Genomic DNA, 14,107 nt, shown 5'->3' on the forward strand with positions numbered 1-14,107 from the left:
GCCACCGGGCCGATGAGGCTGTCCGGCGACGTCTTCAGCGCTTCGTTCTAGGAGTGGGCGCGTCCGGCGACGCCGAACCACCGCCGCAGGGCCGCCCGGAGTGCTTCGATCTCCATGGGATCTGGCCGGGGTGATGCGGATGCCCAGGCCACATGGCAGTCCGGTCGGAGGAGCAGGGCGGTGGGCCCGGGGGCCTGGGAGCGCGCCGCGACGATGTCGATCCGGTCGTGGCGCGGGGCGAGCGTCTCGGCCAGCGATGCTCCCTCGGTCAGGTCGAGCAGCAGGGGACGTGCCGTTTTGGTCAGCTCGGCCAGCCGGACCGGCCCCGTCGGGGTGTGCAGTTCCAGGTCCGGGGCGAACCGGCCGGCCAGCGGGTGCGCCTCGCGCCCGCCCATGTCGTAGCGGACGTCGGCGCCGGCGATGAGTTCGGCCAGGCGCCGCACGGTGCCCGGGTCGCGGAGCAGCTCGGTGAAGACCTCGCGCAGTCCGGTGACATCGCTGCCGGGGGCGATCAGGGCCGCCTGCGCCTGCGCGTTCAGCACCATGCGCCGGGCGGCCGATCGCCGCTCTGTGTCGTAACTGTCCAGCAGTCCGGACGGGGCGCTGCCCCGGATCTCGGCGGCGAGTTTCCAGCCGAGGTTGACCGCGTCCTGCAGGCCGAGGTTGAGCCCTGGACCGCCTCCCGTGGCGGCGTACACGTGGGCGGCGTCACCGATCAGGAACACCCGGCCGTCGGCGAACCGTTCGGCGACCCGGGTGTTGCCGCCGGTCAGCCGGCGCAGCGCGTGCGGTCCTTGGCCGTCGGGCGGGCCGAGCGGCACGTCGACGCCGAGCACGCGGCGGATGCTCGCCCGCAACTCCGCCAGGCTCATGGGGGCGTCCGTCGCGGGCTGGTCCCACTCTGTGGTGCTGACCAGCGGCGGGTGGCCAGGCATCGGCGCGTAGGAGAACCCTCCGTGCTCGGTGCGGTGGGGCAGGAACGGGGAAACAGCGCCGTAGCCGGGCACGTTCAGCGCGCCGGTCGCAGGATCGACCCAGTCCGCCGGGACCGTCGCATGCGCTGAGCGCACGGTCATCCGGTCGTAGGTGACGCCGGGGAATCCGATGCCGGAGAGCTTGCGCGTGGTGCTGTGGGCTCCGTCCGCGCCGACGAGGTGCCGGGCCCGCAGGCGGTACGCCCCGCCCGGACCCGCGACGTCGATGGTGACCGCGTCGTCGTCCTGTGACAGGCCGACGACCTCGTGTCCCCGCCGGATCTCCACACCCAGCTCGATCGCGCGCTCCTGCAGAACCTGCGCGATGCGTCGCTGCGGCACCGGCAGGGCGTAGACGGGGCTGTCCTCCAGCAGGCTCAGGTCCAGGCCCATCGCGCCGAACATGAAGTACGCGGTGTTCGGCCGCGGCGGTTCCGGGCTGCCGCTGAGACGCTCGTACAACCCCCGGCGGTCGAGCATTCTCACGACCTGGCCGAGCAAGCCGTTCGCCTTCGGTTCCTCGCTCGGCTCCGGCAGCCGCTCCAGCACGACCGGCCGGACCCCTGCCAGGCTCAGTTCGCAGGCCAGCATCAGCCCGTTCGGGCCGCCGCCGGCGATGACGACATCTGTGATCACGTGTGCTCCCTGTGGTTCGCCCGCAACGGAGGCAGGACGATCGCGTTGATCCTTCCTGCGGCATGAGGACGCTCAGGCTAAGCAGAAAAGTGCGTGCACGCAAGTTTGCATGTACGCATCAAAACTGGGATGCTGAGACGGTGACGACGAGACGGACGGGGCTGCGCGAGCAGAAGAAGCAGGCCACCCGGGAGGCCCTGCGCGCGGCGGCCCTGCGGCTGGCTCTTGAGCGCGGCCCGGACGACGTGCGCGTCGATGACATCGCCGAGGCCGCCGGCGTCTCGCCGAGGACGTACAACAACTACTTCTCCAGCCGCGAACACGCGATCGTCGCCGCCGTCACCGGCGAGCGGGAAGCGCGGGTCGCGGCGGCGGTGGCCGACCGGCCCGCCGGCGTCGGCCTCGCCGACGCCGTCATCGAGGCGATCGTGGATCAGTACACCGCCCCGGACGAGTCCGGCCGGGACGCGTTGCTGCTGATCATCACCCGCCCCGCGCTGCGCGAGGCATTCCTCGAAACCACTGCCGCGATCGAACATCCCCTCACCGACGCGATCGCCGAACGCCTCGGCGATGACGACCCGCACACCGCACGGGTGCTCGCGGCGAGCGTGGCCGCCGCGGTTCGCGTGGCGATCGAGCGGTGGCTGCACACGACTGCCTCGTCCGCCACGATCAGCGGGCTCGTCGTGCCGTCCGGCTCGCTGCCGGACCTCCTTCGCACCACGCTCGCACCCCTCACCCCCGCACTCGACGCCGCCGAGCAACGAGCGCTCCGCCGCCGGCCTCGGTGAACTCCCCGCCTCGACCGGCGGCCTGGCCCTGCGGGGCAAGGGCGTCTACCGCGACATCACCTTCGAGGACGACCACGTCTCCGGCTGGGGCTACGCCCTGAGCATCGGCACCGACCACACCGGCTGAGATTCACTCGGCGGCGGAGGCGCCCCGCAGTTCCTCCTCGATGTCGCGGGCGGTCAGCGACAGGGCGGCGACCAGTTCGGGGAGGCGGTCCCGCGAGAAGCGGGTGGTGGGCATCGACACCGACACGGCCGCCACGGCGCGGCCGTCCTCGCCGCGCACGGCCCGGCCGAGGGCGGTGACCCCCGATTCGGTCTTGCCGGCGTTGATGGCGAAGCCCCGGTCGCGGACGTTGCGCAGCTCACGGCGCAGCGCCGCCAGGTTGGGCCGCCGGTCCGCGCGGCCGGCCCACTTGTCCTCGTCGTACAGCGCCTGGAGCCGCTCGGGCGGCAGGTCGGCGAGCATGACCTTGCCGCCCGAGGCCAGGTGCGCGGGGAAGACCATGCCCTCGCGGTTGCCGACCCGCAGCGCCTGCGTGCACTCGACCGACCCGATGAACCGCACGTGGTCGCCGGACAGGATCTGCAGGTTGGCGCTCTCCCTGACCCGCTCCACCAGGGCGGCCAGGTGCGGCATCGCGACCGAGCGCAGCAGCGCGGTACGCGACTGGGAGCTGCCGCCGAGCGAGAGGACCGGCCCGGCGGTGTACTGGTGGTCCTCCCGCCGGACCGCGAAGTCCCGGTAGACGAGCATCGCCAGCAGCCGGTGCGCGGTGGAGGGCGCCACCCCGAGCCGCCGCGCGGCCTCCCCCACGCCGAACGGCCCCTCGACCTGAAGCATGACCGCCAGCTGGAGCGCATGGTCGACGCTGCGCAGGAGATAGTGGGGCGGATTCTTCATAGCAGAATCTCCTATTCCGAACTGCTCCGCACGCTACAAGCTGGACCCGGCATTCGCGGCCCGCCGCCGCGCCCGCCCCCGCTTGACCGAGCCAGGAGCAGACATGACCGAGACAGCGGACTCCCCGGTTCGCCTGTCCGTGGTGGACTCCCCCGATCAGCCGGCGCCGTCGCCGGCGCTGGCGGAGTTGTACCGCGGCTTCGAGAAGGAGTTGCTGGTCCCGCTGTGGACCGAGATCGGCGACCTGATGCCGCCGCATCCCCGGTCCAAGGCGGTCCCGCACCTGTGGCGGTGGGAGAGCCTGCTGGCCCTGGCGGACCGGTCCGGGCGCCTGGTGCCGGTGGGCCGGGGCGGTGAGCGGCGGGCGATCGCGCTGGCGAACCCGGCGCTCGGCGGGCGGCCGTTCGCGACGCCGACGCTGTGGGCGGCGATCCAGTACCTGATGCCGGGCGAGGACGCGCCGGAGCACCGGCACACCCAGCACGCGTTCCGGTTCGTCGTGGAGGGTGAGGGCGTGTGGACCGTGGTCGGGGGCGATCCGGTGCCCATGCGCCGGGGCGACTTCCTGCCGCAGGCCGGATGGAACTGGCACGCCCACCACAACGCGGCCGACCGGCCGATGGCGTGGATCGACGGCCTGGACATCCCGTTCCAGTACGTCACAGAGTCCCAGTTCTTCGAGTTCGGCCGCGATCAGATCGGCACGGCCGAGCGCACCACCCCTGAGCGGTCCCGGTCGGAGCGGCTGTGGGGCCACGCGGGCCTGCGCCCGGTCGCCTTCCCCGGCCCGCGGCCCGCCACCCCGCTGCTGGCCTACCGGTGGGCCGACACCGACCGCGCGCTGGCCGACCAGCTCGCGCTGGAGGCCGAGGGCCATGCCGGGACGATCGAGCCCGGTCACGCGGCCGTGCGCTATGTCAATCCCACCACCGGCGGCGACGTGCTGCCGACCATCCGGGTCGAGATGCACCGGCTTCGGCGCGGGGCGGGGAGCGCGCCGCGCCGGGAGACGGGTTCCTCGGTGTACCAGGTCTTCGACGGCAGCGGCCGGGTCACGGTGGGCGACGTGTCGTGGCCGGTCACCCGGGGCGACCTGTTCGTCGTGCCTTCCTGGACGCCGTTCTCCGCGAGGTCCGAGGCCTCGGCGTCCGACTCCGACTCCGGCGCGCTGGACCTCTTCCGATTCAGCGACGGCCCGATCTTCGAGGCCCTGCACCTGAACCGTACCGACCTGGAAGGAACCAACCCGTGAAGCTCGCCACCATCCGTACCGCCGGCGGGGACACCCGGGCCGTGCGCGTCGACGGGGAGAGCCTGATCGATCTGGGCTGCGCCGACGTCGGCGAGCTGCTGGCCCGGCCCGGCTGGGCCGGGCGCGCCGCCCGGGCGGACGGGCCCGCTCTCCGGGCGGCGGGTTACGCGCCCGTCGTGCCCCGTCCCGGCAAGATCATCTGTGTGGGGCTGAACTATCGTGCCCACATCCTGGAGATGGGCCGGGAACTGCCGCGGTATCCGACGTTGTTCGCGAAGTACCCCGAGGCGCTCGTCGGCGCGTACGACGAGATCCGGCTCCCGCCGGAGTCCGGCCAGGTGGACTGGGAGGCCGAGCTGGCGATCGTGATCGGCGCCTCGGTGCGGCGCGCGGACGAGTCCGGGGCCGCCGCGGCCATCGCGGGATTCGCCGTGTTCAACGATGTCACCATGCGCGACTGGCAGTACCGCTCCCCGATGTGGTTGCAGGGCAAGACGTGGGAGACCAGCACGCCCTTCGGCCCTTACCTGGTCACCCCCGACGAGTTGCCCGGTGGCAGCCGGCCCTCGCTCACCCTGAGCGGCTGGGTCGACGGCGAGCTGGTGCAGCGGGCCGACACCGCGGACCTCGTGTTCGACCCCGTCGACCTGGTCCGGTACGTCTCCACGATCCTCACGCTCAACCCCGGCGACGTCATCGCCTCCGGCACGCCTGGCGGGGTGGGCCACGCCCGCGTGCCCGCCCGGTACCTGACCGGCGGCAGCGTCCTGGCGACCGAGATCACCGGCCTCGGCCGGTCGGAGGTCAAGGCCGTCGCCGAGCCGATCGAGGCCGAAGCCGAGCCGATCGAGGCCGAAGCCGGCGCCGGGCCGATCGCATGACGGCCGCGAGCCGTCGCCGCGCCGGGGGCCGGCGGTGGAGCGCATGACGGCCGCGAACCGGAGCCTGGCCGACGGTCTGCGGTGGACGGCGCAGGGCAGCGCGATCTTCGCCGGCGCGCTGGCCGCGCTGCCGGACGGCCACCTCGACCGGCCGACCCGGCTGGCCGGCTGGAGCGGCAGGCACCTGCCGGCGCACCTGGCGGCCAACGCCGAGGCGCTGGTCAACCTGGCGCACTGGGCCCGCACCGGCGAGGAGCGGCCGATGTACTCCTCCCCCGCCCAGCGTGAGGCCGACATCGCGGCCGGCGCGAAACTGCCCGCGGCCGAGCTGCGCGCCTGGAGCGCGCGAGCCGCCGAGGCCCTCGACGCGCGCCTCGCCGAGCTGGACCGGCGGCACTGGCAGCGGCACGTCCGCACCGCGCAGGGCCGCACGGTGACCGCCGCGGAGATCCCGTGGATGCGGGCCCGCGAGGTCATGGTGCACGCCGTCGATCTCGGCGCGGGCGTGGAGTTCGGCGATCTGCCCGCCGATTTCCTGCTCGCCCTGATCGACGACATCACCGCCAAGCGGTCCGGCGCCGACGGGCCCGCGCTGGCCCTGGCGGCCACCGACCACGACGGCACGTGGACCGTGTCCGGCTCCGGCGGCCCCACCCGGGTCGCCGGCACGCTGGCCGGCCTGGCCGCGTACCTCTCCGGCCGCCGATCGGACGGCGTCACCGGCTCCGCAGGCGATCCGGCGCCCACGCTTCCCCGCTGGCTCTAGCCCCGGCGCGAGCCGAGAAAGGAATCACCGGTCATGTCCGAACAGAGCCGCGACGCCGACGTCGTGGTGGTGGGCGGGGGCATCGGCGGGCTGGCCAACGCCCTGGCGCTCACCCGCAAGGGCCTGCGCGTGCGGCTGCTGGAGCAGGCTCACCGGTTCGGCGAGGTCGGCGCCGGCCTGCAGATCGCCCCCAACTGCACCCGCATCCTGCACCGCTGGGGGCTGCTCGACGAGGTCACGTCCCTCGGCGTGCTGCCCCGGAGCATCGTCATGAAGGACGCGCTCGACGGCGAGGTCCTCACCACGCTCGACCTGCGGGACGTGGAGCGGCGCTACGGCTTCCCCTACCTGGTGATCCACCGCAGCGACCTGCACGGCACGCTCCTGCGGGCCTGCCGGCGGGCGGGGGGGGATCTCGTCAACGACGTCACCGTGACCGGGTACGAGCAGGCCGAAGGAGGAGCCTTCGCCGTCCACGAAGGAGGGCGGGAGTTCGGCCGGATCGTCCTGGCCGCCGACGGGCTGCACTCGGTGGCCCGGCGCGTCATGAGCGACGACGCCCCCGTCAGCTCCGCGTACGTCGCCTACCGCGGCACCGTGCCCTCCGGCCAGGTCTCCCACCTCGACACGCAGCCCGACGACGTGGTCGTCTACGTCGGCCCCCGGTGCCATTTCGTCCAGTACTCCCTGCGCCACGGCGAGGTGTTCAACCAGGTCGCGGTGTTCGAGTCGCCGAAGGCGCTGGCCGGCGAGGCGGACTGGGGCACGCCCGACGAGCTCGACGCGGCGTTCACCGCTGCCTGCGACCAGGTGCGGGCCGGCCTGCCGCTGCTGTGGCGCGACCGCCGGTGGCGGATGTTCGACCGCGAGCCCATCGCGAACTGGGTCCGGGGCCGGATCGCCCTCACCGGGGACGCGGCGCATCCGCCGCTGCAGTACCTCGCCCAGGGCGCGGTCATGGCGATCGAGGACGCGTGGGTGCTGTCCGAGCACGTGAGCGGCCAGGGACGGGCGGGCGCGCCGGCAGCCGCCGCCCGGGAGACCCGGCCGGACACCCAGCGGGACGCCACGCCGGACGCCCCTCGGAACGCCGCGCCGGACGTCGATTGGGACGCGGCGCTGGCGGCCTACAACGCCGTCCGCGTGCGGCACTGCCGCCGGGTGCAGACCACCGCCCGCGCCTGGGGCGACCTGTGGCACCACGACGAGGAGAAGCGGGAGTGGCGCAACGCGGTGCTCCGCGCCCGCGACGTCCACGACTACGGCCACGTGGACTGGCTCTTCGGCCCGACGGCTCTCACCCCGGGACAGCTGCCCCCGATGTTCCCCGAGTACGGCGAGGAGCCGGCACCTCTTCACGGGGCCGGGACGCCCTTATGAGGGGCTCTTCGCGTTCAGGCGGGGCCGAGCCGGTCGCGACGGTGCCAGGGAGCCGGGCCGTGACGCGGAGCCCGCCGGCGGGGCGGGCTCCGAGGTCGAGCGTCCCCGTCGTGTGCCCGGACGATGCCGTGCGGCTCTTCCATGGGTCCTCTCCCTGACCCCGGCCGAAAGACGCGATCAGGGAGAGTCACCACGAGCAGCGATCAGAGTCGCTGGCCGGCCTCTAGCGGAGAACCCTGTACAGGGCGGAGGTGAGGGAGGCCTTGGCGTCATCGCCGTCGATGGACCACATCATGTAGCCGCCCAGCCTCTTGTGCCGGATGTAGGCGGCCTTCTGCAGCATCGCCGCCGGGTCGTCATAGGTCCAGAACTCGTTGCCGTCGTACAACCACACGGCGCCGGTCCTGAGGTCGCGGTAGCGCTTGCCGGGCTTGGCGAGGATGTCCTTGTAGTCCTCGGACCCGGCCTCCCACTTGCCGGGGGCCGCGCCGGTGGCGGGCTGGTACACGCCGTCCCCGGCGGGTCCGGCCGGCACTCCGGTCCAGCCCTTGCCGTATGCGGGGACGCCGGCGACGAGCTTACGGGCGGGTGCGCCGCGCTCGCGGTAGTAGGTGATGGTCTGGTCGAGGCTTTCGCGGATCTCGTTGGGGTCGCGGCGGTCGTTGAAGAGGTTGGAGTGGTGGCCGGTGATCTTGTCCCACGGGCCGTGCAGGTCGTAGCCCTGGACGGTGGCGTAATCCAGGTGGCGGAAGACCTGCCGCACCTCCAGGCCGGCGTCGATGACGCGGGCGGCGGCGGGCAGGAACGCCGTGATGAGAGCTGAACGCCGGTAAGCGTTCAGCTGCGACCTGAGTTCGGCGACGAAGGCGGTGAAGTTCTGCTTGTCCTCGGGGCGGACGACGTTGCCGGGGGCGCCGGGGTAACCGGGCCACTCCCAGTCGAGGTCGATGCCGTCGAAGACGCCGGCGCCCGTGCCGTCGGGCAGGCCGGGCAGGTTGCCGCGCAGCCACAGGTCGATGCAGGACTTGGCGAGCTTGCTGCGCGACTCGGGGGTGAGGACGGCGTCGGAGAAGTGCGCGGAGCCGGTCCAGCCACCCAGCGAGATCAGGATCTTGAGATGGGGGTACTCGGCCTTGAGCTTCTTGAGCTGGTTGAGGTTGCCGTTGAGTGCCTGGCCCGGCGCGTCCGCGACGCCGTCGATGCTCTGCTCGGCGGGCACGGGCCGCTGCCAGTCGGCCCAGGGGTCGGAGGAGTAGCACTCGGCCTGCTGGTTCACGAACCCGAAGGCGTAGTTGATGTGAGTGAGCTTGCGGGCCGCCCCGCTGGTCTTCATGTCCTTGACGTGGTAGTCGCGGCCGTAGACGCCCCACTGGACGAAGTAGGCGACTCTCTTGTAGTCGGAATGGCGGGCTTCGGCGGGGGCCGGCACCACCGTCATGCCGAGTAAGAGGGTGAGAGCGAGCAGGACCTTCTTCACGTGACGTCTCCCAAATTTATAGGAAACTTTCCTTTAAGTTGCCCTGACGGTAGGCCGTTGCGATCGGACAGTCAACGGGCAGAATCCAGACAGCAGGGCGCCTGAGAGTGCCGCGCCTTGCCCGCCCCCCGGCTCGGGCATGTGGTGACGGTGTGGAGGTCCTGGGCGGGGCCGGTGCAAACCATCGAATCGCCGGAGAATCGGACCTACTGTCGCACGGTATGCAAACTGTGGACGTCCTGGTCGTTGGGGCGGGCCTGGCCGGCCTGCGCACGGCCTGCCTGCTCGCCCGCCGCGGACTGAGCGTGCTCGTGGCCGAGCGCCGCCGGTCGCTGTCCGCGGGCATCCGCACGACCGGGATCTTCGTGCGCCGCACGCTCGACGACTTCCCCCTGCCCGGCCACCTGCTGGGTCCCGGGATCCGTCACGTGCTGCTGTACCCGCCGTCGCGGCGGGCGCCGATCCGGCTCACCAGCGACCGGGACGAGTATCGCGTGGCCGACATGGCGGCCGTCTACGCCCACGCGCGGGACGCGGCGCTGGCGGCCGGGGCGGGGGTCCTGCTGGGCGCGCGCTACCTCGGCTTCTCGGGCGGGGTGGCGCGGTTCGCGGGCGCCGGGCCGGTGCGGGCCGGGTTCGTCATCGGCGCGGACGGCGCCCGTTCCCGGGTGGCGCGTGACCTGGGCCTCGACGTCAACACCCGGTTCCTGGTCGGCGCCGAGATCGTGCATCCGATCGCATCGGGGACGAGCACGCCGGCGTTCCACTGCGTGCTGGATCCCCGCGTCGCCCCCGGCTACCTGGGGTGGGTCATCGACGATGGGCGGCACGCGCACGTCGGCGTCGCCGGGTATCCGGAGGCGATGCGCGCCGGGGTCCGCCACCTGCTGGACGCCTTCGCCGCCACCGCGCCGGGCCGCGCCGCGGCGGTCGGCCCGGTCGAGCGCCGGGGCGGCCCGATCCCGGTCGGCGGAGTGCTGCGGCGGCTGGCCTGCCCGGCCGGGCTGCTGGTCGGCGACGCCGCGGGCGCGGTGTCGCCGTTGACGGCGGGCGGGCTGGATCCCTGCCTGCGCATGGCGGAGCTGGCCGCCGCGGTCACGGCCGACTACCTGCGCACCGGCGACAGGCGGGCGCTGGAGCGCTACGACGGGGTCGCGTTGCGCGGCCGGTTCCGCGGGCGGCTGCTGCTGCGCCGGGCGTTCGGCGGCCTTCGGTCCGCGGCGGCGGCCGAGGCCGCGGTGCACGTGCTGCGCGCCCGCCCCGGTCGGGCCCTGGCGGCGCGGATCCTGTTCGGCGACGGCTCGTTCCCCGACGTCCGCTGACCGCTGCCCGGACTGCGCCGTCGCGGCCGGCTGCCGGCTGTCTCGGCGAACGGGCCGCCGGTGACCGGCAGCCGGTCACTTCGGACAGGGACCGTCCTGGTTTCCGCCGCCGGGTCAGGCTTCCGGCCCGCTCCGGCGTCCCGGCCAGTCGGGACGGTCCTCGACGGGGAGCGAACGGCGGACGACGCCGCGGGAGCGCGGTGGCCCCACCCACAGCGCCGCGGCGCTGACGAGGGCGGAGAAGAGCAGCAGGACGCCCAGCAGCAGTTCCACGAGCACGATGATCGACATGAGGACTCCCTCGGCCTCGCCTGGAGACATGGCCACGAGGACGAAGGTCTTCCCGCACCCCTCCACGCGGGCCGCGCTCCGCGCGCCAGGGCCATCCCGCCGGGTCCGCCCAGGCGTGCGGGCCGTGATGACGGCAGGGATGTCGAACGGCGGGTACTCCCCTTCCGTACTCCTCCCACTATCGATCCGGCGGGTGGCCCGGGTCAACGCCTCAGGCGTCCCCTCGCCGGCCGGCCGGCCACCCGCGCCGGCCGGGCTCTTCCCGCGACGTCACCGGAGCGAGCCGGCCGGCGTGGAGACGTCCCGGAAGGCGGCACCGCGGCCGCCGCGGCGCCGCTCGGGCCTTCGTGCGCCACCCGGGCGGAAGGCCCGAGCGGGCCGCGAACCTCAGAGCCGGTCGAGGATCTTCCGCAGCTGCGCCACCTCGGCTCGCTGCGTGGTCTCGATGGCCCTGGCCAGTTCCCTGGCCTCGGGGTCGGCTCCCCGGGCCTGCTCGGTGCGGGCCATCTCGATCGCGCCCTCGTGGTGGGCGATCATCTGCCGGGCGAACAGCTTGTCGAAGTCCCTGCCCGTGGCGGCCCGGAGCTTCGTCATGTCCTCCTCGGACATGACCCCCGGCATCTCGTGATCCATGCCGTGCCCAGGGTCGGCCGCGGGCTTGCCCCAGGCGGCGAGCCAGCCCTTCATGGTCCGGATCTCCGGGTCCTGAGCCGCCTTGATCCGGGCCGCGAGCTGCTTGATCTCCGGGTCGCCCGCGCGGGTCGCCGCCAGGCCGGCCATCTCCACGGCCTGCTCGTGGTGCGGGATCATCATCTGCGCGAACATGACGTCCGCGTCGTTGACGGCCGCCGACGGCCGGGCGCTGCTCGTGGTGTCGACAGGGGTGGCGACAGGGGTGGCGGGGGCGGGGCCGCCGCTCGTCCCTTCGCGGCCGGCCGTGGAGCCGGCGCTCCCCCCGCCGCACGCGGTCAGCAGAGCCAGCGCGCCCGCGGCTGCGGTCATGGAAATCCTGCGGTTGATACGCATGGTCGATCGGTCTCTCGATGTGTAGGTGTCCGTGGTCCTGTTCGCGGACAGCCCCGGGAAGGGCCGCCTGCCGGGGCATCGGCCTACATGCGCAGGATCGAGAGACTTGCCAGCCGTACGGACGTGGGCCGGGGCGGAGGCCGGGCGACGTGCCGGGCGGGAGGCATCGCCCCGCCGCCCGCTCCGGGGCGTCGCCGCGCCCGGAGCCAGGCCGTGGCCAGCAGCACGGCCACGAAGGAGGTCAGGATGGCCAGGCACACACTGGTCGGGTCCAGGCCCGGTGTCCCGGGCTCGGGCGCGAAGGACTGGAGTGCCGCCGCGAGAGCGTGGGCCGGCTCCTGGGCGACGCCCGTGGAGTGGGCCGCTGACGGGGAGCCACCATGCCCGCCCGTCACGTGTCCCAGGGTGTGCATGCCGTAGACGCCCAGGGCGAGGAGGACGAGCAGGAGGCCGCGCGCGACCCGCGACGCGAGGCGTCGCCGCACGGCTTGCATCGGCCCTCCCGGTCACCGGCGTGTTACGGGTTCGATTGTAGTGACGGCAGGTCGCGGTGCCCGATCGGCCCGCCGGTGCGTCCCGTGAGGGCGCATCGCCCGGCTGCCACCGCGGCCGGGAAACGTCCCGGCCGCGGCGGAGCGGGTCAGCGTCCGTGGACCTCGAAGGTGAACAGGGAGTAGCCCCAGGGGGTGGCCCGGGTCGTGCCGTGTACGCGGACGTAGCGGGTGGCGGCGTTCATCCAGGTCGTCCCGTTCGGCGAGGTCTGGATCTGGTACGCCGACCCGTACGCCGTCTCCCACACCAGCCGCACCCGGTCCACCGTGTAAGACGCCCCCAGATCCACCTGGATCCACTGCGGATCGGAGAACGCGCTCGACCAGCGCGTGGTGGCCGAGGCGTCCACGGCCGCCGAGGCCGGGAAGGCCCTGTTCAGCGCCAGGTTCGTCACGGGCTGCTGGGTGCCCTGCTCCTTGATGCGGATGTTGCGGAAGGCGGCCTGGTCGGCGGCGCCGTGGTTCTGGATGCCGATGTACCCGTCCAGGTTGCGGTTCGGGTCGGTGTTGGTGAAGTCGTTGACCAGGGAGCCGTTGAGGTAGACGCGGAGGCGCTGGCCCTCGACGAGGATCTCGAAGGTGTTCCACTCCCCCGGCGGGTTGAGCGCCGCGTCGCGGGCCGCGAGGTCGGCCGACTTGAAGCCGTAGACGGAGCCGGTGGTGCGGTCGGGGGTGTCGGTGGCGTCGATCTGGATCTCGTAGCCCTGGTTGACCGCCACCCACGGGTCGCCGCCGGGGTTGGGGAAGCCGACGAACACGCCGGAGTTGCTGTCGCCGGTGAGCCGCCAGTCGGCCTTCAGCGAGTACGAGGTGTACTGCTTGGCGTTGTACCAGAACAGGCCCATGCCGCCGACGGAGGTCAGGGTGGCGTCGGCGTTGCTGAAACTGCCGGGGCCCGACTGCGACCAGCCGCTGGTGGAGCCGTTGTAGAGGGTGGTGTAGCCGGTCTCGGGCCGGCAGTCGGCGTGGGCGCGCTTGGCCGCGTACCGGATGCCGCCGAGGAGCTGGGCGCGGAAGGCCGGCTCGGCGTAGGACGACTGGGTGTGGCCGAAGCCGGTGTAGAAGGAGCGGCCGGCGTCGATGGTCTTGCACCAGGTGATCGGGTGGTCGGCGCCCATGGAGCCGCCCGAGTAGGACGACTCGTCCAGCGTGGCCAGGACGCGGGCCGAGGCGCGCGGGTTGGTCTGGTAGTTGTACAGCTCGTCGCTGCGGGTCCAGACCTGCGGCAGGTGCGCCGTGGCCGGGTGGGCGCGGTTCTGGGTCGGGGAGTTCACCTGCTGGATGGCCGGGTGGCTGGCGAAGTAGGCGCCGACGAGCTGGTGGTAGAAGGGCCAGGCGTACTCGGTGTCCGCGGCGGCGTGCACGCCCACGTAGCCGCCGCCACCGCGCACGTAGGACTCGAACGCCGTCTCCTGGCCGGCGTTGAGCACGTCGCCGGTGGTGCTGAGGAAGACGACGGCCTCGTACTGGGCGAGGTTGGCCGTGGTGAACGCGCCGGCGTCCTCGGTGGCGGTGACGGTGAAGCTGTTGGCCGCGCCGAGTTCCCTGATGGCCTGGATGCCGGCCGGGATGGAGTCGTGCCGGAATCCGGCGGTCTTGGAGAAGACCAGGACGTCGTAGGGCGCGTCGGCGGCCACCGCCGCCGGCGCGTAGATCGTGCAGGCGGCCAGGGCGATGGCGGCGCCCAGGCCGGCGATCAGTCTGCGCATGGATCCTCCAGTTGCGGCGACCTTATTGTCACCCTATTGACCGGACGGGTCAGCGTCCGTGGACCTCGAAGGTGAACAGGGAGTAGCCCCAGGGGGTGGCCCGGGTCGTGCCGTGTACGCGGACGTAGCGGGTGGCGGCGTTCA

13 protein-coding genes are annotated in these 14,107 nt (G+C 73.0%); 6 read left to right on the forward strand and 7 right to left on the reverse strand.

Annotated elements, in window-relative coordinates:
* Positions 1 to 47: 47 nt before the first annotated feature.
* Positions 48 to 1,610: an FAD-dependent oxidoreductase gene (locus IO39_RS49885; RefSeq protein ID WP_043641290.1), complete on the reverse strand. Its 1,563-nt coding sequence runs from the start codon at positions 1,608 to 1,610 to the stop codon at positions 48 to 50.
* A 140-nt stretch (positions 1,611 to 1,750) separates the two neighbouring features.
* Here IO39_RS49885 and IO39_RS49890 point away from each other — a divergent pair, with 140 nt between their 5' ends.
* On the forward strand, positions 1,751 to 2,404 hold the full coding sequence (locus IO39_RS49890) for a TetR/AcrR family transcriptional regulator (protein WP_043641291.1): 654 nt from the start codon (positions 1,751 to 1,753) through the stop codon (positions 2,402 to 2,404).
* Between the two features lie 130 nt (positions 2,405 to 2,534).
* Here IO39_RS49890 and IO39_RS49895 read toward each other — a convergent pair whose 3' ends face one another.
* Positions 2,535 to 3,308: an IclR family transcriptional regulator gene (locus IO39_RS49895; RefSeq protein WP_043641293.1), complete on the reverse strand. Its 774-nt coding sequence runs from the start codon at positions 3,306 to 3,308 to the stop codon at positions 2,535 to 2,537.
* A gap of 103 nt (positions 3,309 to 3,411) precedes the next feature.
* Here IO39_RS49895 and IO39_RS49900 point away from each other — a divergent pair, with 103 nt between their 5' ends.
* Genes IO39_RS49900 through IO39_RS49915 form a run of 4 tightly spaced genes read left to right on the forward strand, consistent with a single transcriptional unit; the run spans position 3,412 to position 7,587 of the window.
* The gene (locus IO39_RS49900; RefSeq protein ID WP_043641295.1) at positions 3,412 to 4,560 is read left to right on the forward strand and encodes a cupin domain-containing protein; all 1,149 of its coding nucleotides are present in this window, start codon (positions 3,412 to 3,414) and stop codon (positions 4,558 to 4,560) included.
* Positions 4,557 to 5,441 (forward strand): fumarylacetoacetate hydrolase family protein, encoded by an 885-nt coding sequence (locus IO39_RS49905; protein WP_052424385.1) that lies wholly within the window; start codon positions 4,557 to 4,559, stop codon positions 5,439 to 5,441. The genes IO39_RS49900 and IO39_RS49905 overlap by 4 nt, the downstream gene beginning before the upstream one ends.
* A 43-nt stretch (positions 5,442 to 5,484) precedes the next feature.
* Positions 5,485 to 6,207: a maleylpyruvate isomerase family mycothiol-dependent enzyme gene (locus IO39_RS49910; RefSeq protein WP_043641350.1), complete on the forward strand. Its 723-nt coding sequence runs from the start codon at positions 5,485 to 5,487 to the stop codon at positions 6,205 to 6,207.
* Between the two features lie 33 nt (positions 6,208 to 6,240).
* Positions 6,241 to 7,587 (forward strand): FAD-dependent monooxygenase, encoded by a 1,347-nt coding sequence (locus IO39_RS49915; RefSeq protein ID WP_043641297.1) that lies wholly within the window; start codon positions 6,241 to 6,243, stop codon positions 7,585 to 7,587.
* Between the two features lie 223 nt (positions 7,588 to 7,810).
* On the opposite strand, the gene IO39_RS49920 is transcribed toward IO39_RS49915, so the two are convergent.
* The gene (locus tag IO39_RS49920) at positions 7,811 to 9,064 is read right to left on the reverse strand and encodes a glycoside hydrolase family 18 protein (protein WP_043641299.1); all 1,254 of its coding nucleotides are present in this window, start codon (positions 9,062 to 9,064) and stop codon (positions 7,811 to 7,813) included.
* Positions 9,065 to 9,285: 221 nt separating this feature from the next.
* Here IO39_RS49920 and IO39_RS49925 point away from each other — a divergent pair, with 221 nt between their 5' ends.
* The gene (locus tag IO39_RS49925; RefSeq protein ID WP_052424386.1) at positions 9,286 to 10,386 is read left to right on the forward strand and encodes an FAD-dependent oxidoreductase; all 1,101 of its coding nucleotides are present in this window, start codon (positions 9,286 to 9,288) and stop codon (positions 10,384 to 10,386) included.
* Positions 10,387 to 10,500: 114 nt separating this feature from the next.
* Here the strand turns inward: IO39_RS49925 and IO39_RS49930 are convergent, their stop codons facing one another.
* From IO39_RS49930 to IO39_RS49945, 4 genes are all read right to left on the reverse strand, one after another.
* Complete coding sequence (locus IO39_RS49930) at positions 10,501 to 10,677, reverse strand: hypothetical protein (RefSeq protein ID WP_157549960.1); 177 nt, start codon at positions 10,675 to 10,677, stop codon at positions 10,501 to 10,503.
* Between the two features lie 387 nt (positions 10,678 to 11,064).
* The gene (locus IO39_RS49935) at positions 11,065 to 11,679 is read right to left on the reverse strand and encodes a DUF305 domain-containing protein (protein WP_157549961.1); all 615 of its coding nucleotides are present in this window, start codon (positions 11,677 to 11,679) and stop codon (positions 11,065 to 11,067) included.
* 107 nt (positions 11,680 to 11,786) lie between these two features.
* Positions 11,787 to 12,188, reverse strand: a complete 402-nt coding sequence (locus tag IO39_RS49940) for a DUF6153 family protein (RefSeq protein ID WP_157549962.1) — start codon at positions 12,186 to 12,188, stop codon at positions 11,787 to 11,789.
* A 155-nt stretch (positions 12,189 to 12,343) separates the two neighbouring features.
* Complete coding sequence (locus IO39_RS49945) at positions 12,344 to 13,963, reverse strand: ThuA domain-containing protein (RefSeq protein WP_084774841.1); 1,620 nt, start codon at positions 13,961 to 13,963, stop codon at positions 12,344 to 12,346.
* Positions 13,964 to 14,107 lie beyond the last annotated feature (144 nt).

The sequence above is a fragment of the Nonomuraea candida genome, assembly GCF_000725485.1.
GTDB classification, from domain to species: Bacteria; Actinomycetota; Actinomycetes; order Streptosporangiales; family Streptosporangiaceae; genus Nonomuraea; species Nonomuraea candida.